Annotated in this window: 15 protein-coding genes; 14 read left to right on the top strand and 1 reads right to left on the bottom strand. The window is 37.8% G+C overall.

Features of this window, described 5'->3' with window-relative positions; genetic code table 11:
• The first annotated feature begins 149 nt into the window (after positions 1-149).
• From JWP71_RS07450 to JWP71_RS07430, 5 genes are all read left to right on the top strand, one after another.
• Positions 150-1,370: a Pycsar system effector family protein gene (locus tag JWP71_RS07450; protein WP_299498279.1), complete on the top strand. Its 1,221-nt coding sequence runs from the start codon at positions 150-152 to the stop codon at positions 1,368-1,370.
• A 71-nt stretch (positions 1,371-1,441) separates the two neighbouring features.
• Positions 1,442-2,299, top strand: coding sequence for an SdiA-regulated domain-containing protein (locus tag JWP71_RS07445; RefSeq protein WP_299498277.1), 858 nt, complete (start codon positions 1,442-1,444; stop codon positions 2,297-2,299).
• Positions 2,300-2,307: 8 nt separating this feature from the next.
• Positions 2,308-5,913, top strand: coding sequence for a BamA/TamA family outer membrane protein (locus tag JWP71_RS07440; RefSeq protein ID WP_299498275.1), 3,606 nt, complete (start codon positions 2,308-2,310; stop codon positions 5,911-5,913).
• A gap of 2 nt (positions 5,914-5,915) precedes the next feature.
• Positions 5,916-8,264, top strand: coding sequence for a GAF domain-containing protein (locus JWP71_RS07435; protein ID WP_299498274.1), 2,349 nt, complete (start codon positions 5,916-5,918; stop codon positions 8,262-8,264).
• Positions 8,265-8,378: 114 nt separating this feature from the next.
• Positions 8,379-10,970 (top strand): BamA/TamA family outer membrane protein, encoded by a 2,592-nt coding sequence (locus JWP71_RS07430; RefSeq protein WP_299498273.1) that lies wholly within the window; start codon positions 8,379-8,381, stop codon positions 10,968-10,970.
• Between the two features lie 22 nt (positions 10,971-10,992).
• On the opposite strand, the gene JWP71_RS07425 is transcribed toward JWP71_RS07430, so the two are convergent.
• A complete protein-coding gene (locus JWP71_RS07425; protein WP_299498271.1) occupies positions 10,993-12,132 on the bottom strand; it encodes a hypothetical protein in 1,140 nt (379 codons plus the stop codon).
• Between the two features lie 202 nt (positions 12,133-12,334).
• On the opposite strand from JWP71_RS07425, the gene JWP71_RS07420 reads away from it, so the two are divergent.
• From JWP71_RS07420 to JWP71_RS07380, 9 genes are all read left to right on the top strand, one after another.
• Positions 12,335-12,907, top strand: a complete 573-nt coding sequence (locus JWP71_RS07420; protein ID WP_299498269.1) for a fasciclin domain-containing protein — start codon at positions 12,335-12,337, stop codon at positions 12,905-12,907.
• Positions 12,908-13,391: 484 nt separating this feature from the next.
• Positions 13,392-13,958 carry an RNA polymerase sigma-70 factor gene (locus JWP71_RS07415; RefSeq protein WP_366143526.1) on the top strand — a complete coding sequence of 189 codons (567 nt, stop codon included), beginning with the start codon at positions 13,392-13,394 and terminating at the stop codon, positions 13,956-13,958.
• 169 nt (positions 13,959-14,127) lie between these two features.
• Positions 14,128-15,099: a FecR domain-containing protein gene (locus tag JWP71_RS07410; RefSeq protein ID WP_299498268.1), complete on the top strand. Its 972-nt coding sequence runs from the start codon at positions 14,128-14,130 to the stop codon at positions 15,097-15,099.
• A gap of 241 nt (positions 15,100-15,340) precedes the next feature.
• On the top strand, positions 15,341-18,865 hold the full coding sequence (locus JWP71_RS07405) for a SusC/RagA family TonB-linked outer membrane protein (RefSeq protein WP_299498267.1): 3,525 nt from the start codon (positions 15,341-15,343) through the stop codon (positions 18,863-18,865).
• Between the two features lie 37 nt (positions 18,866-18,902).
• A complete protein-coding gene (locus tag JWP71_RS07400; protein ID WP_299498266.1) occupies positions 18,903-20,495 on the top strand; it encodes a SusD/RagB family nutrient-binding outer membrane lipoprotein in 1,593 nt (530 codons plus the stop codon).
• 63 nt (positions 20,496-20,558) lie between these two features.
• On the top strand, positions 20,559-21,185 hold the full coding sequence (locus tag JWP71_RS07395) for a hypothetical protein (RefSeq protein ID WP_299498265.1): 627 nt from the start codon (positions 20,559-20,561) through the stop codon (positions 21,183-21,185).
• 11 nt (positions 21,186-21,196) lie between these two features.
• Positions 21,197-22,531 (top strand): M20/M25/M40 family metallo-hydrolase, encoded by a 1,335-nt coding sequence (locus tag JWP71_RS07390; RefSeq protein WP_299498264.1) that lies wholly within the window; start codon positions 21,197-21,199, stop codon positions 22,529-22,531.
• Positions 22,532-22,836: 305 nt separating this feature from the next.
• Entirely contained in the window at positions 22,837-25,614 is a 2,778-nt protein-coding gene (locus JWP71_RS07385; protein WP_299498262.1) for a M14 metallopeptidase family protein, read from the top strand.
• Between the two features lie 455 nt (positions 25,615-26,069).
• Positions 26,070-26,428, top strand: a 359-nt coding sequence (locus JWP71_RS07380) for an MFS transporter (RefSeq protein ID WP_366143525.1), incomplete at its 3' end; no start/stop codon positions are given.

The following is a 26,428-nucleotide window of genomic DNA, read 5'->3' as shown; positions in this document are numbered from 1 at the left end:
TAAACCGAATAAAGTATTGGCCCGAATAGAGGTTTAATTTAGCGTAAACGGACTGGAAATAAAGGCATATCCGCAGCTATGGCAAGCAGGAAACGGCAAAAATGTAAACATTCTTAGTATCTGTCTGTATATAGATAAATATTAAGCCGATGTCCACAAGTGTAAATTATACAAAGTTATTGCAGCAGGTTAAAAAGTTTGTTTTATCTTATTACAAAACGCATTTTGATCCAAAATTTACCTATCACAACGCCGATCATACAAATGATGTAGTAGCCGCGGCAAAAAAAATAGCCGGTCACTATCAATTAAATGACGAAGATTGCTTCGCTGTTTTAACCGCGGCCTGGTTTCATGATATTGCTTATTCAACCGGGCCCACAGATCATGAAGCGAAAAGCGTCATTATTGCTATGGACTTTTTGAACGGTTTTAATCTTCATGATGATCTGCAGAAAAACATTATGGATTGCATATTAGCCACCAAGCTGCCGCAAACTCCTGCCGATATATTACAAAGCATTCTTTGCGATGCCGACCTTTTTCATTTTGGTACTGATGATTTTCAACAGAAAAGCAAGCTGCTGCGAAAAGAGTTTAATGCTGTATATGATACGGATACGAGCAAGGCAGATTGGCACAAAAAAAGTATTCAGCTAATGGAAGAGCATGAATACCATACAGATTACTGCAGGTTATTGTTAAATGAAAAAAAGGAAAGAAACCTCAGGGAACTAAAAGAGAAGCTGCATATACAAGAAGATAAATCCGCACAACTTGAAGATACAACCATAGCTTCGCCACAGGATGATATGCATGTTTTTAAAAACGGCACGACTAAGCAGGAGCTAAGTAAAGGGGTTGAAACCATGTTCAGGTTAACCTCAAGCAACCATCAGCGTTTAAGTAATATGGCCGATAGTAAGGCTCATATTATGATATCTGTTAATGCCATTATTATTTCACTATTGTTAAGCCTGTTGTTAAGAAACATAACTACACACCATAACCAGATTATTCCGGCTATTATGTTGCTTACAGTAAACCTTGTAACTATAGTGTTTTCAATATTAGCTACCCGTCCCAACATCTCGCGGGGTACTTTTACAGAAAAGGATATTGATGATAGAAGTGTAAACCTTCTTTTTTTTGGCAACTTTTATAAAATGGATTTTGACGTTTATAAACAAGGTATGGTAACCCTGATTAATGATAATGAATTTTTGTACGGTAGTTTAATAAAAGATGTATATGCCCAGGGGATAGTATTAGGGCGTAAATACCGGTTGCTAAGAGTGTCTTATAATGTATTTATGTATGGGCTGGTAGTTTCGGTTATAGCATTTGTTATTTCTTCATTAATTAAATGACAGGGCAACGGCGCCTGCCCATTTAACATTTTATCATTTAGGTAAATATTAAAAATTAACCCCCTATCAATATGAAAGCAATAATCATAAACAGTATAGTAATAATAATTGGCGGATCCATTTTATTATCGTGCATACAAAAAACAACCTACAGCAGCCCTATCGGCTATGATTTTACTAAGCCTGTAAAATATAATATGCCTGCAGAACTGAATGAAATTTCAGGTATCACATTCAATAAGGGTAAAAGCGATAGGATATATGCCGAGAGTGACGGAATTGGCAAGGTTTTTTATTTCAGCCCGGGTGATAAAACAGTTAAATACACCGAATTTAAAGAGAATGGCGACTTTGAAGATATTGCGATAAGTGGCAGCCAGGTAATTATGCTGCAAAGCAAGGGCGTACTGTTTACTATCCCTTTAGCAGAGATTGGTAAACCACAAACTACAAACCTGCAAAAAAATAAAGATATATTGCCCGAAGGCGAATATGAAAGTATGTATGCTAATGATGCCGGCGAAGTATATGTATTATGTAAACATTGTACTATGGATAAAACAAGCAAGAAAAGCAGTGGCTTCATATTTCAGCTGGCAGCGGATGGAACAGTGAAAAAAACCGGAGACTTCAGTGTGAATGTAAAACATATTGAAGAATTGCTTGGAGTAGATAAGATAAGTTTTCATCCATCGGCATTAACCAGGAACCCGCTTAGTAATGATTGGTATATACTTTCATCAGTAAATAAAATACTGGTTGTGGCTGATGCTAAATGGAAAATAAGGCACGTATATAAATTAGATCAAAACCTGTTTACACAGCCCGAGGGTATAACTTTTGATGATCAAAACAACCTGTATATATCTAATGAGGGCCATGTGCCCCAACCGGGAAATATTTTGAAATTTCTGTATAAAAAGCAATGATTTTTTTGATGAAGAGACTTTTATTATTACCCTTATTATTAGCCGCATTTATAACATATGCCCAGGATTCCGTTCGTTATCGTATTATTTTAATAGGTGATGCAGGCGAGATGGGTAAACAGCAAAACGGGGTGCTTCAAAGTGCTGTAAGTAATATTTTAAAAAATAAAACTTCTGTATTATACCTGGGCGATAATATTTATCCCATAGGTATGGGTCTGCCGGGAAGTAGAGAAGAAGAGAGTACAAAAAAAATACTGCAGATGCAATACCAGCCCATGCGTGCGGCAGGGGCTCCTGTATATTTTTTACCCGGCAATCATGATTGGGATAGGATGGGCCCCAAAGGTTTATCAAAAATAAAACGCGAGGGCGAATATTTATTGGAGCAAAAAGATTCATTGTTAAAAATGGTTCCTGCCAAGGGTTGTCCCGACCCTACAGAGATAAATATTAATGATGACATGGTAATTATTGCGTTTGATTCGGAATGGTGGCTGTACATTTATAATAAAGATAATCCTGATGCCGACTGCGAGTGTAAAACCAATGAGGAAGTTATAGATCGGTTTAGAGAGTTGCTTTATAAAAACCGCAACAAGATCATTATCCTGGCAGATCATCATCCCTTTGAATCTTATGGGCACCATGGCGGCAGCTATATATGGCAGGATTATTTGTTCCCGCTAACATCTGTTAAAGAAAGCTTGTACATACCGTTACCTGGGCTGGGCGCACTTTACCCTCTTTTGCGCGGCACTTTTGATAACCCCGAAGATAACGGTCACCCACTATATAAGATCATGATCAAAGAAATTAACCGTGTTTTTAATGTGGACTCGAACGTTGTACGCGTTTCGGGCCATGAGCATGGGTTGCAATTTATAAATGATGGTGGAGTAATGCAGGTTGTAAGCGGGGCCGGTGCAAAGCGGGCGGTTGTAAAAAAAGGCAAACATTCTTTATTCGCTTTAAAAGAAGCCGGTTATGTAACGGTTGACCTGATGATAGATAAAAGCATGAAGTTTACTTATTATGCCAACACAGCTAAGGATAGCGTATTTAAAAAAGTATTTACCCACAACCGGCCATTTATTAAGGTGCATATCCCGGTTGAGAAAAGCGACCAAAAAATAAAAGAAGATAGCATTACCATTGCGGCTCACCCATCGTTTGATAAAGTGGGTAAACTGCACAGAATCATATATGGCGAGAATTACCGTAAAGAATGGTCTGTAAAGGCAACTTTACCCATTATAAAAATAGACGAATACCAGGGTGGCCTTAAACCGGTAGGATTTGGTGGTACGCACCAAACTAAATCATTATTGTTAAAAAATGCCGCCGGTAAAAGTTATATCATGAGCAGTATTGAGAAGTATCCGCTTATTTTACTTCCTCAGGCTTTAAGGCAAACCTTTGCCAAAGCATGGTTACAAGATGCCATGTCGGCACAATATCCTTTTGGCGCCGTTATAGCTGCCGAGCTGGCTGCTGCGGTTAAAGTGAGCCATACCAACCCCACCATAGGCTGGGTAGCTCCTGATACACACCTGGGTTATTATGAAAAAGAATTTGCCGGCAAAATTTGCCTGATAGATGAGCGTGAACCAGGAAGCGACACCTCGATAAATACAGGTAATATGATAAAGCTTTTAAATGCTAACTTTAATAACCGTATTGACAGCGTCGAGTTTTTTAAGGCACGGTTGCTTGATTGGTTCCTGGGCGATTGGGATGAGCACGAGGATCAGTGGCGCTGGCAGGCTAAAATACGTAATGGTGTAAGATATTTTACCGCCGTTCCGCATGATCGGTCTGAAGTGTTTTTTACCAATCAGGGTATAGTACCTAAAATTGCATCGAGAGAATGGGTTGCCCGGTATTTAAAGGGGTATAATGCAGGGTCTAAATCTATAAATGATTTTTATTATAATGATCATACGCTGAACACCCGTTTCATGACCCAGATAGGCCATGAGCAATGGATGCAGGTAACCCGCAGCTTTGCAGCGGCACTTACCGATGACGTTTTAGAAAATGCCTTACGAAAAATGCCGCTGGCTATTTATCGTATAAGACATAAAGAGCTTTTAGCGCAAATGAAAAAAAGGCGTAATAGCTTAATTAATGCCGCCGAAATATACTATCGTTTTTTTAACAAGCGGGTAGATATTAAGGCAACGGACCTGAGCGAAAAATTCTCTATCCGGGATACGCTTAATGGTAGCCTGATTGTACAAACCACTGTATCCGCAGAAAAAAGCAGAAAAAACATTTTATTCTCAAGGGTATTTGATCCAAAGATCACTAAAGAAGTGAGGCTATATATATCCAAAGGCGACGATAGTGTTTTTATCGACAAAAAAACATCACCAATAAAAGTGAGGATAATTGGGGGTAATGGCCATAAACAGTATAATATTGTAAACGCCAGCCCCAAAGTGAATATTTATGAAAAAGTAAATACTGCCACTTTTATTGGCGCTGCGCAAGGTATGGTTGATAAACATATATCAAACGATACTTCTAATATAGCTTACGTTCCTACCAATTTATATAATACCTTATTGCCATTATTTAATTTAGGATATAATTTTGATGAGGGTTTGTATGTCAACGCGGGCTTTAAATATATTCACCAGGGATTTCGAAAAGATCCCGGCAGCTCGCAAAAGGTAATGCTGGGCCGTACGTTTGGTACAAGATCAACACACTTTAGCTACACCGGCGATTGGGTGAATGCTATTGGTAAAGCCGATGCTGAAATAGCTGTTAAAGCGGCATTTCCGGAGGTTATTAATTTTTTTGGTTTGGGTAATCAAACGGCATTTAATAAAGCCGGCGAATACCAGGATTACTACCGTGCCCGTTTTGGTTTTTATACAGCCGATGCAACATTGCGGTTTCAAAACCTGGCAGGTACTACCAGTTTAAGAATTGGTCCATCAATACAATACTATCATTCTATTACAAACAATGACCCGCATCTTACTGATAATACCTCATTGGTTCATAGCTATGATAGCACCAGCATTAATAAAAATAAAATGCATGTGGGTTTGGTAGTAACTTATACAAATGATAAACGCAACAACAAGGTACTTACTGATTGGGGCGTATATGTTAATGTAAGGATGCAGGCTTATGCCGGCTTGGGTAATTCTACCCATACTTTTTTCCAGGCCATACCCGAGGCAATTTTGTATAAAAGTGTAGATACCAAATCAAACTTTGTGATTTCTGAAAGGCTTGGTGGTGGCATAACATTTGGGCAAACAACTTTCTACCAATCGATGTTTTTAGGAGGGGATAATAACCTTGTCGGTTTTAAGCAAAACAGGTTTGCAGGACAGCAAATGATGTATAATAACTTAGAAGCAAGGATAAAGCTCAGCGACTTTTTTCCATACATTACACCCGGCCAATTTGGTTTTACTGCAGCTTATGATATTGGGCGCGTATGGGTAAAGAACGAACCCTCTAACGAATGGCATAACGGTTTTGGCGGCGGGATGTATTTTTCGCCATCGGATATGGCGCTCTTTCAGTTTAAAGGAGGCTATTCTAAAGAAGGATTTTATCCGTATATTAATTTTAGTTTAACTTTTTAATCATGCATACCAGGGTAATAAATATTAGGGAGCAATTGCATATTAAAAACTTTGTCGAAGAGCATTTGTCTTTTAAGCCCTTTATCAAATACCTGAAAAATCGTATCGGGGTTGAAAAAACTATTAAATCTCAATTTTACCAGTTGGTTTTAAATAAATTTAAAAATTACCCCAATTTAAAAACAGATTTTATTGAGCCGCAGGATGCAGCAAAGTATGTCGAAATATTAGAGCTGGTATACACTATACTTTCACCCACTATTGATGATGAAAAAACGCTTTTTTGGGCACTGGGCACACCGGCAGGGGCTAAAATAGTTTTTAGTACAGACGCTTTTTCCGGGCTGGTTAAAGAACAAAATAAGCAGGATAAAAAAGCGCGCTTAAGTGATAAGGAGTTTAAGCAAAATCAGTTAAATTTTATTTACAGGCTGATATTACAACGTCTTTATAACTTTCCTGATGATTTGATTAATGATAGTGTTTATGCATTGCCGGATGTTAAAACAAACCTTACCAAATACTATCGTGTACATATTGATACCAGGTTTATTGATGTTACCCACAACAAACCATTGCCCGAGTTAAATCCCGAAGTAATAGAACCTTTCATTTATGAGGGGGCCGATACTATGCTGTTAAAAAATATCATCCCGTTAAATATGTTTAGCATGGAAGGCTTTTCGGTAATTACGATAGAAGATATTACCGCAGAACATTCTATTGAAACTATCCGCCTTGCATTAATAAATAATACGGGTCAGAATGATTTGTATAAAGAAGTTATCAATTCATTACAAACACTTGCAGGTAATGCTGTTATCAATTTTGGGTTGCTGCCCTTTTTAAGGATAAACGGTCGGCTGATTTTTGATACTCAGGAATGCTGTAACAGCATATTAATACAAACCAGGAAAAATCAGCAGGACGAGGGAGACGCTTTTAATAATTTTATCAGTAGCTATATTAAAAAACCGGAAGCTATGTTTTTTAATACATTATCGGCTCAAAAAATTTCAAAATATCCTTTTTTAAAAGCGCTCAAAGAAGCAGGTATTACTTCGTATGCTATACTGCCGGTTTTTTATAATAAGCACCTGGCAGGCATCTTAGAAATATATGCTGCACAACGGGTTTTGTTTTATGAAAAACTGCTATCGCAAATACAAGCTGCTATACCCTTAGTATCACAACTATTACATAATACTGCCGAGCAATTAAATGAAAAGCTGGAAGAGGTGATAAAAACCAAATTCACCACGCTTCAACCATCGGTACAATGGAAATTTAATGAGGCTGCATGGCACTATCTTTTTGAGGGACAGAAAAACGAAAGGCCTGAAATAGAGATTGTTTCTTTTCGTAATTTGTATCCTTTGTATGGTGCCATTGATATAAGAGACTCGACAATATATCATAACAGGGCATTAAAAAATGATATCGGTACATTAATAAATGTATTAAATACACTGGTTAAGGAGCTGAAAATTCAAATCAGTAATAAACGTATAGTTTCCGCTTTATTAAGCAAGCAAACATTATGGATTAAAAAGATAAAGGAGTTTGAAAAGGCAAATGATGAGACCATGCTTAAAGATTTTCTTCAGTGTGTTGTAACTCCTTATCTGTTTAATTTGATAGAGAAATATCCATCAGGTGAAAAGCTGATAAATACTTATACCAAATCAATTGATGAAACCGGCGAAACCTTTAAGAATCGGCGCGAGCTTGAAACCTCAATTAAGCATATTAATAAAACGTTAAGCAACTATTTTGACCAGGCACAAGGGAAGCTTCAAAAAATATATCCATGTTATTTCGAAAAGTTCAGATCGGATGGCATAGAGTACGATATTTATACCGGCCAGGATATAACACCCGAAATACCTTTTGGTGATAAACATTTAAAAGATTTTAGGTATTGGCAATTAAAAGCCATGATTGATGTTGCCCGGCTTACCAACGCGTTAATGGAGAAGATGCCGGTGCCATTACAAACCGCGTCGCTGATATTTGTACACTCCAACCAGATAGATATTTGTTTTAGAAATGATGAAAGGCGTTTTGATGTAGAAGGCTATTATAACATTAGGTATGAGGTTATAAAAAAGCGCATTGATAAAGTACACATAAAAAACACCAAAGAAAGATTAACCCAGCCCGGCAAAATTGCCTTGGTGTATTTTAATAATGTCGAAGCCGATGAATACATTGCTTTAATAAAACAATTCCAAAAAGATAAAAGCCTTAAAAAGGATATTGAATTTATTGAGCTTGAGAATCTGCAGGGCGTTACCGGCTTAAAAGCGTTAAGAGTAAGCATTAACTTAACTAATGTATTTAGCGATTAGCTTTCCGGTTAAGAATTTCAATTGCTAAACCCTTTATTAATATAGCATTGCTAACAATTTATGTACAATGGTGTTATGTTTAAGATACTTATACATAGCCTTTATACATAGCCCATGCTTTTAAACATACCTTATAAAAACTGTATTCCTTTTATTCTTTCAGGATTTTTAACTGTAACCTTCACAACTGTTTTAGCACAACAAAATAGTAACGACAGCATTAAAGCGGCCCCCCATGCCAAATATGATCATGTAACCCCGCAGCGCAGGTTATTTTTTGGCGAAAATTACCGTAAGCTTTGGGCATTGCCGGTTAACATGAAAGTGTTTTACCTGGGAAAAGAAAAGGGCGGCTTAACTATAACTGAGTTAGGCGGGGGTAACCAAACGCGCTCTTTGCATTTACAAGATACTTCGGGTCATAAATATGCTTTGCGCTCTGTTCAAAAATATCCTGAAAAAGCGTTACCTAAAGACGAAAGACATACCATAAAAAAAGACGTTGTACAGGATGAAGTTTCTACGTCAAATCCATATTCGGCATTAATTGTACCGCCATTGGCCGAAGCTTTGGGAATACCGCATGCCAACCCGCAAATAGTTTATGTACCCGATGATCCGGCGTTAGGAGAATACCGTAAAGGATTTGCCAACCAGGTTTACCTGTTTGAAGATATGGAGCCAATGGATGGTAAAAAAGCATCTAAAACTGATAAGATACAGGATAAATTACTGGAGGATAATGATAACAAAACCGACCAAAAACTATTGCTGCGCGCCCGGTTGCTGGATATGATAATTGGCGATTGGGACAGGCACGGCGAACAATGGCGCTGGGAAAAAGAAGATGATACCGTTAAGGGGAATTTGTACAAACCAATTCCGCAGGACAGGGATAAGGTTTTTTATACCACATCAGGAATTTTGCCCTGGTTTGCAGCCGGCAGTAATCCGCAGCTGCAACCCTTTGGCGATAAAATTAAACATATTGGTAAATGGAATCACAATGCGCGTTTTTTCGATTTGTACTTTCTGAATGAGTTAAATGAGCAGGATTGGGAAGAGCAAATCGCATATGTGCAAAGTAAATTGACTGATGAATTGCTTGCGAGCGCTGTAAAATTAATGCCTGCAGGCATATATACGCTTGTAGGTAAAAAAACCACAGAAAAACTTATAGCACGGCGCAATAATATTAAAGAGAACGCCTTGGAATATTATCGGTTCTTAGCCAAAAATGTTGACGTTCCTGGTTCTGATAAAAGAGAACAGTTTGCGGTTGATCAACAAAAGGATGGAAAGATTAATGTAACCATTTATAAAATCAAAAAGGATGATAGCTTAGGAAAGGTCTTTTATCAGCGTACATTTGATCCGGAGGTTACTAAAGAAATAAGGCTGTATGGGATGGGCGGGAAAGATGTATTTCAGGTAACAGGTAATATAGCATCGCCAATAACCGTAAGAATGATTGGTGGTAATGATGAGGATAAATTTGTAGTGGATAGTTCGCTGAATGATCGAAATAAACTATTCATCTATGACCGGTCTGATGAGAAAAACACTTTGCCTTCTGATAAATATGCCAGGATAGCTACATCCAAAGATACCAACGTTAATAAATATGATAAAGAGAGTTTTAAATACAACCGGTCATCGCCCAAAGCCGGCTTAGGTTATAATACAGAAGACGGGGTAAGGCTACAAGTGGGCTATGTTATTGAAAAACATAGTTTTCGAGATGATCCTTACATTTACAAGCAGGATTTTTCTGTAGGATATACTTTATCTAAAAAATCATTCATATTTACTTATTTAGGCGATTTTAAAAACATTATCAATAAAAATGGTCTGGCTATAAATATACTATCCCGGGGGCCACGTAATGTTAATAGCTTTTTTGGTTTTGGTAATGAATCTGTTTTTGTAAACCAGGGAGCAAAAACATTTAATTATTACCGTAACAGGTATGATTATATTATAGCAGATGTACGGCTTTACCAGCAAAGCGAAAAATGGCGCATAAGTGAAGGATTAATTGGTCAGTATTACACCAGTAAAGCTGATAATAATACCGATCATTTTTTTAATGAGTACAACCAGCTTCACCCCGGCGATAATTTATTTGCAACTAAAACATATGGCGGTATGGTTTTTGGCGCTGAATATGATACCCGCGACAGCAAAACATATCCCACAAAGGGTGTGTATTGGAATACCAAAATTACCGGTTTAACCGGTATTAATTTAAGTGGGCACACCAACGAACAGATACTTTCTACATTTAGTTTTTATTTAAATCCCGGCAAAGATTCTGTATTTGTAATTGCTGATCGTATGGGTGCCGGTGCGTTTACTGGCAATGGCGAATTTTTTCAAATGATGAACCTGGGTGGTCCGTTTAGTTTACAAGGATACCATACAAGCCGTTTTATTGGCAGGCAAATGGTATTTAATGACCTTGAGTTTAGGTTAAAACTATTTAAATTTAATGCTTACTTGTTCCCGGGAACGCTGGGACTGATTGGTTATAATGATGCCGGCCGTGTCTGGCTTCCCGGCGAAACATCAAGTACCATACATGATGCTTATGGTGGCGGTTTGTTTATTACGCCTTATAGTAAATTTATATTGTCTGCGGTTTTGGGCCACGCCCCATCACCCGATGGTAACTTGCTTTATTTAGCGGCCGGGTTTAGATTTTAATCTTACTTAAGTAATAAGATTATTAAGGAGTAATATTAGGTTTTGATGGGTTCGGATTAACAGTTACTGTTATGGGTGTTCTTGAGCTGATGCAACCGCTATTGGTTGTTTGTAAATAATAAGTAGTAGTAGTAGATAATACAGGAGTTAAATAAGTTGAATTTGCAGACAATATAATGCCACCGGCAGTGGCATTATACCACTGGTACGGGCCACCGGGAGCTGTTGCAGTAAGTGTTGTTGTATTGCCTGAACAAATGGCTGCCGTAGATGCAGTTGGCGCTACCGTCATAATTATACTTACCGTCGTTTGTGTAATAACCGGCCCACAATTGGTTATTTGGTCATTCACAGAGACGGTGTGGTTGCCTGCTATACTAACATTTATTGATGGGGTGGTTTCACCGGTACTCCAGGAATAAGTATAGGGTGAATTTCCGCCGTTTGGTGTTGCCGTTAATGTGGTCGCGGTTCCCGGGCAAATTAGCGGGTTAGATGGCATTATATTAATAGCAAGCGGCGAAAAAGTATAAACCCTGACGGTATCATTTTCCATTCCGGGGCAATTTGCACTTACACTTCCGGTCACTTTATAATCTATATACGCGGGAGCCCCTACCGCGGGAGTAACATTGACACTGGTCCCGGATGTTTGGCTTAAATAGGAGTTATAGGTGCCGGTTGTACCCGGATAGATGGATGTCCATGTAACAGCAAGCGGCAATAAACCCGCAACGCTCATTGTACCGGTACACCCCTGCCTTAATTTAATATTACCCGATGTTGAAGCCCCCTTTATAGCAGTAATTGTATAATCTATATAATTATTGCCGGGTTTACAAAATGATATTTGAATGGTACTTAACCCGCTTATACAAACCGGCGTTCCGATAGGAGTTAATGGCCCGCAATTAACGGTATAATTGCCGGACGCGGCTAGTTGGTTACTATTAAAATTGATCAGGCTTGTGGATGGATTAACTTTAACAGTAAAACTTATACAGTTTGATCCTGAACAGCAATTTCCGTTTCGGTTCCCGGAGATAGTTACTGCGGTGTCAGCAGTTTTTGAAAAATCAATAACAATAGGGGTCGCACATGATTGTGAATAACCCCGGTACGTTAATGTTACTAATAAAAAGAATAATAAATATGCCTTCATGTAACAAAAATGTTATGTATTTTTTTTACGTAAATGCATGAATTAAAGTTGCTTACTATAAATAGTTACGTAAAAACCAATATGTAAAAACAATTGAAACTTGTTTAAGTTATTTAAATATATATTCATGGATATTCATTTAAAAGTAAGCGATATAGGGAAAGTGCTACTAAATAATAAGTTAAACTAAATAATGAATAACATGAAAAAGTTAATTGTAATGATAGGCTTATCAGCTCTGATAAGTGTAACTGCAAATCATGTATTTGCTCAAATACCAGACACTTCAAAAAAAGTAACACCTGCTATAACTCCCCCTGTACAGCCTACCGGCGATGTAATTAATGCTTTATCAAGTAATGCCAATTATTCAACAGCAGCACAGCTTATAAAGGCAGCCAATCTTGAACCTGTTTTAAAAGCAGGTGGGCCTTATACCATATTTGCACCAAATAATATTGCATTCAGCAACCTTCCGGTTGGGCGTTTAGATAGTTTAACCAAGGATACAGCAAAGCTTACTATGTTGTTAAAAAGCCATATAGTTACCGGGCGTTATGCTAAAGCTGATATAATTAAAGCACTCACAGCAGGTAAAGGGAAGGCAACCCTAACTACGCTGAATGGCCAAACATTAACGTTGGCCGTAAGCCCTAAAAGTACGTTACAGGTTACCAATGCTGCCGGAAATACTGCCGAAGTGATTTTGTATGATCTGGTTGGCACAAATGGTATTATAAATGGTATCAATAGCATTTTGATGACGGGCAAATAGATCCAACGGAAAAGAGAGGAATACGATTCGAATTCCTGATGCCATTTTGATGTTTTTTGGATGGTTTTAACAAGAATGCAAGGCCAGATAATTATTTATTTGACCTTGCATTCTTGTTTAGTTTCTTTATAATAGAATCTAATTAAATTGATGCTGCACTATCGTATCTAGAAGCTCTGTATTTGTTGGATCAGCGTTGTTTTCTTTGTTAAGCCCCATGGTGGGAGCAACCCGCACATTAATTCTACAGAAAAAAAAGCAAAAGGCAGTAAATTGCTTTATTTTCAAAAACTAATTGATTTTTTGGAAAAAAAGGTCTGATTTTATTTAATTTTTTAGGTTAAATTTCAATATAGGCAATTAATTTAATTTTTTTGATGCTAAAAACGCCATTTTGGTGAATATATTTCATTATTATTAAGATAATAATACGTTTTTTATAAATAAAAGTTTTAATTTTACGATTAGGTGATCTTAAAATTATATTAATATTAAAAAATATTCTAAATATAACGAAGAAAGTGTTCTCGCTTGTTTAAAAGAGGGAGATATATCTGCTTTTGAGCAAATATATCAACTCAATTGGTCAATTCTTTATAGTTATGCCTACAATATTTTAAGAAATAAAATGATTTGTGAAGAAATAGTTCAGGAAACATTTCTTTCATTATGGAACAAACGTGAGGACTTGTCTATCACAAATTCACTAAAAGCTTATTTGCTTTCAGCTGTTAAATTTCAAGTTTTAAATTATATCCGGTCCGAAGGAGTAAAAAGAAAATATGCTGCGAGTTATATTTTATTTGAAAGATCATTATATGATAATTCAAACGAAGAAAATATGCACCTGGTAGATTTAGAAGATTTGATTGAAAGTGAAGTTTCAAAATTATCTGATAAATGCCAGCAAGTTTATAGATTGAGCAGAAATGAGCACCAATCTATAAAAAACATAGCCGATCTGTTAAATATCTCTCATAAAACGGTAGAAAATCATCTTACCAAGGCATTAAAGCAACTAAGGTCAACTTTAAGTGGTTTTTTTTTGTAGTTAGTCACACTATTTTCGCTGTTTTAGTGCTATACTAATATTTTATTGGTGCTTTATTTGCAATTATAGATCATTTAATGAGTTTTTTTTAAAAAAATCAGATAAATGACTAGGTGTATCGACCTTGTTAATTGACTTACATATATAACCATATATATTGTTGTAATAAATGCAGGAAAAGTTTGATAAATTAATTGATCAGTATCTAAAAGATCAACTAGATTTTGAGGAAAAAAGCAAAGTTGAGATGATGCTTGACCATCTGACTGATTCTACAGCATTTGATAATCTTCCGAAGTCAGAACGGAACAACTCTAAAAGAGAAACATACAAGCGATTAATCGAACATATAAAGCCTGTAAAAAAAAGCCCTGCATTGATAATACGTATGTATCCTTTTTTAAAGGTTGCTTCCTGTATTATTTTATTTGGTGTTTTTGTAGTTGTTTTTCGGGCCAAGCTTAAGGATGTGTTCAATATTGAACAATATGCTTCAATTAAAAATTCATCGGGCCATATTACCAAAAAAATACTTTCAGATGGAACTATTATTTGGTTAAAGGGGGATAGTAAATTAGATTACCCAGTAAAGTTTAAAGGGGCTGTAAGAACTGTTAGCCTGGAAGGTGAAGCGCTTTTTGAGGTAGCTAAAGATGCAGCACATCCCTTTATTATTCATTGCGGCAGCTTAACTACCCGCGTTTTAGGTACAAGCTTTAATATCAGGCATGCAAATAATAAAATAGAGGTGAATGTTTTAACAGGGCGCGTTTTTTTAAGTTCAAAAAACACTACAATTACTTTGCATCCTTATCAAAAGGCAGTATACTCACCATTAAAAAATGTTATTACTAAAGTAGTAAAACCTGTTTTTGATGTTACGGCACTTACAAAAGGGACAGAATACGATATGTTGTTTAATGATGTAAGGATAGGAAATGTTTTAAAGCGAATTGAAAAGAAGTTTGGTATATCCATTACTGTAAAAGATTCTAAAATATACAATAATCTAATTACTGCTGATTTTACAGATCAATCATTGAAAAATACAATGAAAATGATAAGCGAGGCGCTTAATATTGATTGCGAAATAAACGGAAGCGTTATATTATTAAAGGATAAAAGTATACTAACTAACTAACTAACTAACTAACTAAAATAATTAACTAAGATAATTGCCTATGATTTAAACAAGAACTCACTAAATTAAAAAGCAGAGATGCTGAATCCATCTCTGCAGTATAATGCCCCCTTAATTCTCTTACGAATAACCCATTGTTGGGTAAGGGATTTTTTTGTCTCATTCAATCATAAAATCAACAAAATTTAACAAATATATGCAAAAATGTAGGAAAAGGAAAAAGGACTTTTTTATAAAGCTTATGCAAATATCAGTTTTACAAATTATTGCGCTGACCATGCTATCGGGTATAGCTTTCGCAAATCCTGATTATGCACAGATTTTAGATAAAAGATTATCAATTAATGTAAAAGATGTTACGCTAAACGAGGCGTTAAGTAATATAAAGAATAAGGCGGATGTAAAATTTGTTTACAGCTCTAGTATGATACCACTTAATACTAAAGTTACTCTTAGTGCCAACCAGGAGAAACTGGGTGTTATCTTAAATGCATTGTTTATAAAATTAAATATAAAATATACCGTAAATGATAATAGCGGCTATATTATTCTAAAAAAGGATGAAAAGCCAACTTCAGATAAAGCAATACCCATCACATCAATAAATGTTGTAGAACGTGCGATTACAGGAAAAGTAACATCAAAGACAGACGGATCTACTTTGCCGGGAGTTAACGTATTAATTAAAGGCACCAATAAAGGTACAGCTACAGATATAGATGGAAAATATTCACTAATTGTTCCGGGTGATGGAAGTGTTTTAGTTTTTACATATATAGGTTATAAAACGCAGGAAATAGCAGTAGGTAATACCTCTGTGGTTAATGCTCAACTTGTGGATGATTCAAAATCGCTTAGTGAAGTAGTGGTAACTGCCGCCGGTATAAAACGGGAAAAAAGCTCATTAGGATATTCTGTAACAACAGTTAATGCCGATAAGTTAGCTCAAAAATCTGAAGCTGATCCATTAAGGGCGTTAGAAGGAAAAGTTGCCGGCGTTAACGTTGCTTCATCTGGTGGTACCGCAGGTGGTGCTACAAATATTACTATCAGGGGTAATTCTTCCCTTAACGGAAACAACCAACCCTTATTTGTTGTAGACGGTATACCATTTGATAACTCAAGCTTTGCAAATGTTGGTACAACCAGCGTTGGCGCTGCTGCCGTTACTAACCGCGCTTATGATATTGACCCAAACAACATCTTAAGCATGACTGTTCTTAAAGGTGCAGCAGCAGCGGCGCTATATGGTTCAAGGGCCGCTAACGGAGCTATTATAATTACAACAAAATCTGGAAAGAAGCAGAGCAGGAAAGGAACAGAAATAACTTACAGCACATCTTATGCTGTTGAAAACGTTTCTGGTTTGCCTGATTATCAAACCAGTTACGGACAAGGAACTAATAACGATTACAGGCAGGGTGTTTATGCATCATGGGGACAGCCTTTTCCGGGTGTTTCAAGTATGCTTCCAACACGTGCAACTATTCCGCAACAGTTAACCCGTACGTTTAGTTCGGCGGTATTTCCGCAGTTTTATCAGGCGGATGGTACAACACCTATCCAGATACCCTATAAATCTTATGCTCAGAGTAACGTAAAAGACTTCTTTCAAACAGGAAATTTATTTGAAAATGCCCTTTCCATTTCTTCAGGTAGCGAAAAAGGCAACTTTACGGCTGGTATATCCAGAAGTAGCAATACCGGTGTAGTTCCAAATAATAATATTAGCCGTACCTCAATAAATTTGGGTGGCAACGCCAAGCTTGAAAATAAATTTTATGTAAGCGGCTCTATCAATTATGTTCAGACAGATCAAACAACACCTCCCATTGGTGGTAGCGGCTCTATCATGTCGGCCTTAATGTATACCCCTACAAGTTATGACCTTACACACAATCCTTATGAAAATCCAATAGATGGTAGTAACGTGTATGATTATACCGGTGTTAATAACCCATACTGGTCTGTTAAGCATAGTGTTTCAACAAGTAATGTAGATCGTTACTATGGAAACTTAGTGATAGGATTTGACCCATTACCATGGTTAAATATTCAAAACAGTGCCGGTTTTAATGGATATACTGACAGACGGATAGACGTTAGAGGAAAAGGTGCAGCTTCTTATGCTCCAGGAAGTATCACTGTAGATAATATTTATCGCCAGGAACTTGACAATACTTTGTTGGTTACTGCCACCAAAGCGCTCTCACAAAATTGGTCTTTAAAATGGATATTAGGTAATAATATTAATCAGCGTTTAACAAGCCGGACAGCTTTTTATGGTGACGGAATAATTGTTGCCGACTTAAATACCATAACCAATACAAGCTCTATTACACCTATACAATTAACAAATAATAGAAACTTTATTGAACAACGATTTTATGCGTTTTTTACAGATATGACCTTTGACTACAAGAATTATCTTTCTATAAACTTAGTAGGCCGTAATGATATATCTTCAACATTGCCTGTAAACAACAGGACCTATTATTATGGTGGTGCAAATGGTTCATTCGTGTTTTCTAAAGCCTTAAAAATACCCGATAACGTACTTAATTTTGGTAAAATAAGGGCTGGGTATACCCGGGTTGGTAATGAAGCAACACCTTACCAAACAGCAGAATTTTATCTTATTAATTCACCCACAGGCGGTATAGGCACACCTTTTACAGCTAACGGTAAAACTTTTAACACGGTTACTCAAACCGATTTGCTTACCAACAATAATTTAAAGCCTGAATTTATTACAGAAATGGAGTTAGGTACAGAAATGCAATTTTTTGATAATCGTATTGGTTTAGACTTTACTTATTATAATAAAAAGAGTACTTCTCAAATATTTGAAGTAACTGCGGCTCCTTCAACAGGCTATACCTCGCAAATACTTAATTTAGGTAAATCTACAAATAGTGGTATCGAGGTAGGGCTTAATTTGGTGCCTATACGTACTAACGGCGGTTTTAACTGGGATATATCAACCAATTTTACCCGTAACAGAAACATCATTAATAATTTAGGGGGTTACCAGCAATTTGTTTATGGGGGTTCTGTACACATTGTTGGCCAACCTTACGGCCAAATATATGGCACTGGTTATGCGCGGGATGATGCCGGTAATATATTGATAGATCCTAGTACCGGAAAACCACTTACTTCACCTGCTCAAAAAGCAATAGGTAATCCTAATCCTGATTTTATATTGGGCATTACAAATAATTTTAGCTTTAAGAGTTTTTCATTAAGCGTGTTATTTGATTGGAAAAAGGGCGGAGCCCTATATTCCAGCACTGTTGGCAATATGCTGGCCCGTGGTGTAACTAAAGACACACAAAACAGAGAATACCAAATAGTTTCTCCTGGTGTATTAGGTAATGTGAATACTTTAAAACCATTGCTTGATGCAAACGGTAAAGAAATACCTAATAACGTAGGCATGTCTTATGAGGATTATTTCTACCAAGGTGGATTAGGCCCGGGTGGTGTAGCTGAGGGTTCTGTTTTTGATGCTACAGTATTTCGTTTGCGTGAGGTATCCCTTGCTTACCAGGTACCAAAGAGCGTTTTGACAAAGACTCCATTCGGAGCGGTTTCTATTTCAATAAGCGGCAGAAATCTATGGTATTATGCACCAAACTTTCCTAAATACACAAATTTTGATCCCGAGGTGAGTTCAAATGGTGTAGGCAATTCTCAAGGTTATGATAACCTTGTTGTTCCAACAACCAGAAGATTTGGGTTTAACTTAAGAGCAAGCTTTTAAACATATGAAATCAATGGCATTTAAATCAGATATACTTATGAAATTAAGATATAAAAACTACATTTTGCTGCTGACAATTATATTGTTGACGGGCAGCTCATGCAATAAATTTGTAGACATAAACAAAGATCCTAACAACCCCACATCGGCACAGTTAGCATTATTATTACCTTCCACTGAAATATCAATGGCTGGTAATCTTACCGGAATAATAAATGGTACATCTACCATTATGCAACACACCATTGCTTCAACTACTTTAACCCGTTATCAAGAATCGGGAACTGATTTTAGCAGTTCGTGGGATGGGCTTTATAGCCAAACTTTGAATGACATAGAAGCCATTATAACCACCGGAACCGCGCAGCAGCAATGGGGCTATGTAGCTATTGCTAAGTTTGAGAAGGTTTATATATATAGTTTAATGGTTGATATGTGGGGGGATATACCTTATTCGCAAGCTGAATTAGGGCAGCAGAATAACGCCCCAGCTTTAGAAGGCGGCGCGGCAGTTTATGAAAAGCTGCTTACCTTATTAGATGATGGTATTACGGATGCAAACAAAATTACTGCAACCACTTTGGTTCCAGGCAGCTCGGATGTATTCTATGCAGGTACTAAAGCTTCATGGATTGCTATGGCTAATTCATTAAAGTTAAAAATGTATAACCAGATCCGTTTGGTTGACCCCGCAAGATCAACGGCGGCCATTAAAACTTTAATTGCAGGCCCGTTAATTAATAGCAATTCAACTGATTTTACTTTTAAATATGGGTCAGGTACAAATCCAGTCAATCGTCATCCATGGCACGTGTCAGAGTACACGTCTGGTAAAAATTTCTATCAAAGCCAGTCGTTCATGGATTTAATGTTTGGTCTTGATGATCCTCGTTTGCGATATTTTATCTTCAGGCAAAATACTACATCAGGCTTAAATAATACAACCAATAGTAATGGTTATTATGGACGTAATCCTGGCGATGGTACAGGGGGACCTGCTGATCAGGCCGTTCGGTCAACTTTTGGTATTTATCCGGCAGGTGGTTTGTATGACAATGCTCCGATAAATAACTTACCGCCAACCAATCTTTACCTTACAAATACCGGCGCTACAGGTTCAACAAAGGTAGTGACAATTACAGATGGCACAGGTGCGGGCATTACACCATTAATTACCTATGCCATGGTTAAGTTTATTAGAGCCGAAGCCGCTTTAGCATTAAATACAGGAGATGATGCCAGGCAAAGCCTTAGTGATGCAGTTACCGCCAACTTAAGCAGTATAAGTGTTTATGCAGCGGCAAACGGAGGTATTGTAATGCCTGCCGCAACAATAACTGGTTATGTGAACAGGTTACTTGCACAATATGATGCGACAGATGCTGCCGGCAAATTAAACCTGGTAATGACACAAAAGTATATTGCTTGTTTTGGCAATGGTATGGAACAATACAATGATTACAGACGAACAGGTTTACCGGTTTTACGTGCACTTTTATCACCGCTTAACGTATTCCCGCTTCGGCTTTTTTATTCTCAAACAGAGTTGTCTGCAAATACCTTTTTTGCCACAAATGGAAGTCAGCTTCAAACTGCACAGCAGACTACTCCTGTGTTTTGGGATAAATAGCCGGATGACTAACACCAACATAATTTAGCTATAAATGAAATATTATAACATAAAAAATTAGTTATGAAAAAATACATATTGGTCTTATCATTTGCTTTACTAGGGATGATGGGCTGTAAAAAGGTTCATTACGAATGGGAGAACTATACTTATACAGCTGTTCCACTTGTTACTATTGACACCACAAAATCAGCATTGCCAACAAGGCAATCAGGTAAAGTCGTTTTCTTTAATTTAAAAGATCCCGCCGTCGCTAATCAACAGTTTTCTTATACTTTAAACTGGACTGATTTTAATGGCTTATCGGCGCCGGTAAAATCAATAGAGGTTTACGCCAGCTTTAATAAAGCAGAATCAAGCGTTCCGGCTTACCCTATAGTAATATCTTACCCCGGAAACCAGTATCCAAATATCGCACAGTTTCCACTTCCATGTCTGGTGGGGGCGGCAGATAAACTTTATGATACGGTTACTCAATTTCCTAAAACTTACACCTTTACAGCAGCACAGTTAGCAACTATAAACGGAATTGCTTTAGGTTCAGTTTCAGTAAATGATTATTTTGAATTTAAGTTTATACTGAATTTAACAGACGGCAGGCGAATAGTTTCCTATTATAATAATGTTTGTGACGAAGCGCGTGGCGAACCGGGTGATTGCAGGGTAGGAGCAAGATTTAAGAGTCAATAAAAATGATAGATATGAAATTTTTTGAAAAAAAGTGGATAAAGTTAGTCTTGATTTTATTAATGCTAGGCTTGCAACAGGAACTATATGCCCAGGAAGATACTCCGGAAACGAAAAAACTGGTTATCGCAGATAAAAAATATAGCCGCGAGGTTAGCATTATTGGGAATAAAGAAAGTATAAAAAATGCATTTCAAGCCATTATTGAATTGCAGCCGCAAACGTTACAGGATCATCTGTTGCTTACCCAAATACCTGCTCCGCCTTATAAAGAAATGGTTCGTGCAACAAAATATGCTGAATTGTTGAAAGCTGCCGGCGCTGATTCTGTATGGATTGATAATGTAGGGAATGTGATTGCTAAGCGAAAGGGCCGTTTAGGTAAAAGAACAGTTGTACTTGAGGGCCACATGGATACCGTTTTTCCCGAAGGGACAGATGTTACGGTAAAAAGCAAAGGCGACACTTTATATGCACCCGGAATCTCTGACGATACCCGGGGACTGGCAATGGTACTTACTGTACTTAAAGCGGTTAAAAAAAGCGGCATAGAAACTGATGCCGATATATTATTTGTAGGGGCGGTAGGCGAAGAAGGGCAGGGGGATTTGCGGGGTGTTAAAAACCTTTTTAGTGATAAAGGCCCGGGAAAAATTGATTCTTATATAGCTATTGACGGTACTGATATAAACCGGATTACACACCGTGGCTTGGGTTCGCATCGCTACCGGATTACTTTTAAAGGTCTGGGAGGTCATTCTTGGGGCGCATTTGGTTTGGCCAATCCACATAATGCTATGGCTCGTGCCATACATTATTGGGTTTTAGATGCTGATAAATTTGCGTTTGAAAAAGGTGTGCGTGTTACTTATAACGTAGGCGTTGTAGGCGGTGGTACATCTGTAAATTCAATTCCATTTGAATCATGGATGGAAGTAGACATGAGATCAGAAAGCCCCGAACGCTTAGCCGGAATTGACAAGTTACTTCAGGATGCCGTTCAAAAAGGATTACAGGAAGAGAACCGAATGAAACACCTGGGCCCACCTCTTACGGTTGATATAAAATTGATCGGAGATCGCCCATCCGGTTTAGAAGATCCGAATTTGCCATTTGTACAGCGGGCAATTGCTGCTACAAGTTTTGTACATGCAGAACCGCAGTTAGGTGTAGGTTCATCAAATTCAAACATTCCAATTTCAAAAGGCGTTCCGGCAGTTACGCTTGGTAGTGGAGGAAAATCGGGTGGTGTTCATGCTTTAAGCGAATGGTGGTTAGATGATAAAGGCTACCTGGCTACCCAACGTGCGTTATTGCTGTTAGTAACAGAAGCAGGAATGTCAAATTGATTTTTTCTACAGATAAATTAGGTATAGCTCTGCTTTAAATATTAGATAAATTAATAGTTAAGCTGAAAAGCCTTGCCTGGTTTGATATAGACAACTGCTGCAAAGTGAGTTTAACCAGTTATATACTACTAAATAAATAGCTATAAACCAATAAATTAAACTATGAAACGGAACATACATAATTCGCCCGTAATTAAGGAGGTTTTACGGTGTTAATTATCAAAATACTCTAGGTAATTAAGTGAAAATACCATAGTTGTATTATTAAACATATTTTATGAAAACTATTATAAAAAATTTATTTTATGAAAATTAAAAATTGTTACGCATTAAGTATAGTGTTATGGCTATATGTTTCTGTTTCGGTGGCACAAACAGTGCCTTCGCCAAAAAGTTTCTTTGGCTTTAATATAGGTGATGATTATAAGCTTGCAAATTATACTCAAGCCCTGGCATACGAAAAAAAGCTTGCTACATCAAATAGAGCTAAATTGATTGATATCGGCCTTACTGAAGAGGGCCGGCATCAATATACGCTTGTCGTTTCTTCTCCGGAGAATATTAAAAACCTGGAGGAGTATAAGACTATTTCGCAAAAATTGGCACATGCAGAGGGTCTTACAGATCAGCAAGCGTTGGCTTTAGCTGCTAAAGGTAAGGCCATTGTTTGGATTGACGGTGGTTTACATGCAACAGAGGTTGTTGGAGCACAGCAATTAACAGAAACAATGTATCAGCTGATAAGCCGTACCGATCCGGAAACGATGCGCATATTAAATAACGTAGTTATTTTAATGACCTATGCCAATCCGGATGGAATGGACCTTGTTTCTAATTGGTACATGGGAGAAACTGATCCTAAAAAACGGAACCTTAATATCCCTAGGTTATATGAGAAATATATCGGGCATGATAACAACCGGGATTTTTATATGACGAATACTAAGGAAAGTACTAATATGAGCAAACAACTGTTCCTGGAATGGTTTCCGCAAATTATGTATAACCATCACCAGGCGGGTCCTGCCGGTTCTGTGCTTGCCGGGCCACCATATCGTGATCCTTTTAATTATGTATTTGATCCGTTAATGATTACCGGAATTGATGCACTTGGTGCTGCCATGTATAGCCGCCTTAATTTAGAAAATAAGCCGGGATTTACTCGATTTACCGGTTCTACTTTTTCTACCTGGTATAATGGCGGTTTACGTACCACCACCCAATTTCACAACATGATAGGTTTATTAACCGAAATTATTGGCGGGCCTACACCTCAAAGCATTCCGGTTGTTCCGCAGCGTCTTATTCCGAATGGTGCAACACCAAATCCAATTTTACCACAAGGCGTATGGCATTTCCGTCAATCTATAGATTATTCGGTATCGCTTAACTATTCGGTGCTTGATTACGCCGCCCGTCAGCATGATGAGGTTCTTTTCAATATTTACCGCATGGGTAAAAACTCTATCCAACGTGGCAGTAAAGATACATGGACACTGTCGCCTAAACGTTCTGAAGCGATTACACAAGCTTATCAAAAAGGCGAAGGAAAAACCATCGCTGCGGGCGATGATGTATCAGACGAGGCCGCTGGTGGTGGCAGAGAAAGAATCCCTAATATCCCAGTGAAATATTTTGACGCGGTATTAAAAAATCCTGAATTACGCGATCCGAGAGGCTATATTCTTTCTGCAAGCCAACCAGATTTTCCTACTGCGGTTAAATTTATGAACGCGCTTATTAAATCAGGCATTCAAGTACAAAAAGCGACTGCTGATTTTACAGTTGAAGGAAAACAATATCCGGCGGGCTCTTATATTGTTAAAACAGATCAGGCATTTCGCCCCCATGTGTTAGATATGTTTGAGCCGCAGGATTACCCGAATGATTTTCTTTATCCGGGTGGCCCCCCTATTAAACCTTATGATTCGGCAGGCTGGACCTTAGCTTATCAAATGGGTGTACAATTTGATAGGATACTGGATGCATTTACCGGACCATTTCAACGTATTCCTTATGGAGAAATTCAGTCTCCTGCAAAGCAGGGTATTGCTGCAAATGCTAAAAATGGCTATTTGTTAAGTTCAGAAGTAAATAACTCATTTATAATTGTTAATGATTTGCTTAAGGCAGGGGTTGAAGTTTATCGTTTGCCAAAAGGCAAATTAGAAAACGGTACCTTTTTTGTTTCGGCCGGAGAAAAAGCAAAATCAATATTAGAAAAAGATGCTGCAACCTTTGGTGTTAAGGCAACCGCTGCTGATCAGCTTCCTTCTGATGCGATAAAAATTTCATCAATGCGTATTGGGCTTTGGGATACTTATGGAGGATCAATTCCTTCGGGCTGGATACGCTGGTTAATGGAACAATATCATTATGACTGTAGTGTAATTTATCCGCAGGATATTGATGCCGGCAATCTGAAGCAAAAATATGATGTATTGATCTTTGTTACTGGAGCTATTCCTCCTAAAGCCTCAGGTGCTGGCCGCAGAGGAGGCACAAGTGCTAGCCGCCAGTCAACGTCGCTGGATTCTATACCAGAAAAATTCCGTCCATGGGTTGGAAGAGTTACAGCCAATAAATCTGTTCCGCAGATCAAAGCGTTTTTAGAAGCAGGAGGATCTGTAGTTACTATCGGTACAAGTACTAATTTGGCTTATCAACTAGGGCTTCCTGTTCATAATGCGCTGGTTGAAAAAAATGACAAAAACGAAGAAGTGCCATTGCCGGGAACAAAATATTATATTCCTGGAAGTATACTGAGTGTGGATATTGATCCGGATCAACCGGCTGCCTGGGGTATGAACAAACAAGCCGACATTAACTTTGAAAATAGCCCGGTATTTAAGTTAGATGCCGATGCTGCAGCTAAGGGCGTTGTACCTATCGCATGGTTTCCAAATGATAAACCATTACGAAGTGGTTGGGCATGGGGACAAGCTTACTTAAAAGATGGCGTTGCTGCATTTACTGCACCCGTAGGTTCAGGAAAACTGTATGCTTTCGGGCCAGAGATAACTTTTAGGGGTCAATCACATGGCACATTTAAGTTGCTTTTTAATCAGCTGTATGCTCACTAATAAATAATTTAATAAAAAGTAAAGCCCCTTAAGCCATTAGCTTAAGGGGCTTTTTTGTATGTTGTGTTAACTGTCAATTTAATTTTGACAGCATCAAACTAATAGAACAAATAAAACAAGAACCGCTAAAAACTAATCCCTAATTGTAGGGCCGTAATAAAAAGAATCGGGCAAACTCCAAATTGTGCTGGTTCAAAGAGAAAGTCAGTAAAATAATTATCAAAAGGAAAGATTACCTGAATTAAGCAGAAAGAGAAAAAAAACGGATACGATATAACACAAAAATCATTGAGATGCGTTTTAATGGAGACTCTGTGTGGTTTGTTGGAGGTATTGGCTTAGAACGATTTCGGGTTGAATCAAAACGGAAAGAGTTTTCCATGTCGGCGTTTTGTGAAGAATAACCCAATCACTCTGGGGCACCAATAATTATTTAGAATATTTAAAAAAATACAATGAAAAAGTCTAACCGTTGGGGGATTGCCGTTGCTGGTGTCCTGTTACAGATGGCATTGGGAGCTGTATATGCCTGGAGTGTATTTCGCGTTCCGCTTGCAAAGCAGTTTCACTGGTCAATCTCCGAGGTCACGCTCACTTTCACTATTGCTATCATGTCGTTAGGCTTTGCGTCATTCTTCGGGGGACTCTGGTTGAAAAAAGTTGGTCCCCGCGTAGTAGCGCTAACCGGAGGCTTGCTGTATGGCGGCGGGGTTTTTTTAGCCAGCTATTCGTACCATGGGCTGTGGTGGCTTTACATGACCTACGGCGTTATTGGCGGAACCGGGCTTGGATTGTCATACATCGTACCGATCTC

Source organism: Mucilaginibacter sp., from assembly GCF_028287845.1.
Classification (GTDB): domain Bacteria; phylum Bacteroidota; class Bacteroidia; order Sphingobacteriales; family Sphingobacteriaceae; genus Mucilaginibacter.
The sequence above is the reverse complement of the archived record's forward strand: the minus strand, read 5'-3'. Positions and strand labels throughout refer to the sequence as shown.

What these genes read in the sequence shown, in the direction of transcription:
- JWP71_RS07450 (WP_299498279.1), top strand. Translation starts at nt 150, where the DNA reads ATGTCCACAAGTGTAAATTATACAAAGTTATTGCAGCAGGTTAAAAAG.
- JWP71_RS07445 (WP_299498277.1), top strand. Translation starts at nt 1,442, where the DNA reads ATGAAAGCAATAATCATAAACAGTATAGTAATAATAATTGGCGGATCC.
- JWP71_RS07440 (WP_299498275.1), top strand. Translation starts at nt 2,308, where the DNA reads ATGAAGAGACTTTTATTATTACCCTTATTATTAGCCGCATTTATAACA.
- JWP71_RS07435 (WP_299498274.1), top strand. Translation starts at nt 5,916, where the DNA reads ATGCATACCAGGGTAATAAATATTAGGGAGCAATTGCATATTAAAAAC.
- JWP71_RS07430 (WP_299498273.1), top strand. Translation starts at nt 8,379, where the DNA reads ATGCTTTTAAACATACCTTATAAAAACTGTATTCCTTTTATTCTTTCA.
- JWP71_RS07425 (WP_299498271.1), bottom strand. Translation starts at nt 12,132, where the DNA reads ATGAAGGCATATTTATTATTCTTTTTATTAGTAACATTAACGTACCGG.
- JWP71_RS07420 (WP_299498269.1), top strand. Translation starts at nt 12,335, where the DNA reads ATGAAAAAGTTAATTGTAATGATAGGCTTATCAGCTCTGATAAGTGTA.
- JWP71_RS07410 (WP_299498268.1), top strand. Translation starts at nt 14,128, where the DNA reads ATGCAGGAAAAGTTTGATAAATTAATTGATCAGTATCTAAAAGATCAA.
- JWP71_RS07405 (WP_299498267.1), top strand. Translation starts at nt 15,341, where the DNA reads ATGCAAATATCAGTTTTACAAATTATTGCGCTGACCATGCTATCGGGT.
- JWP71_RS07400 (WP_299498266.1), top strand. Translation starts at nt 18,903, where the DNA reads ATGAAATTAAGATATAAAAACTACATTTTGCTGCTGACAATTATATTG.
- JWP71_RS07395 (WP_299498265.1), top strand. Translation starts at nt 20,559, where the DNA reads ATGAAAAAATACATATTGGTCTTATCATTTGCTTTACTAGGGATGATG.
- JWP71_RS07390 (WP_299498264.1), top strand. Translation starts at nt 21,197, where the DNA reads ATGAAATTTTTTGAAAAAAAGTGGATAAAGTTAGTCTTGATTTTATTA.
- JWP71_RS07385 (WP_299498262.1), top strand. Translation starts at nt 22,837, where the DNA reads ATGAAAATTAAAAATTGTTACGCATTAAGTATAGTGTTATGGCTATAT.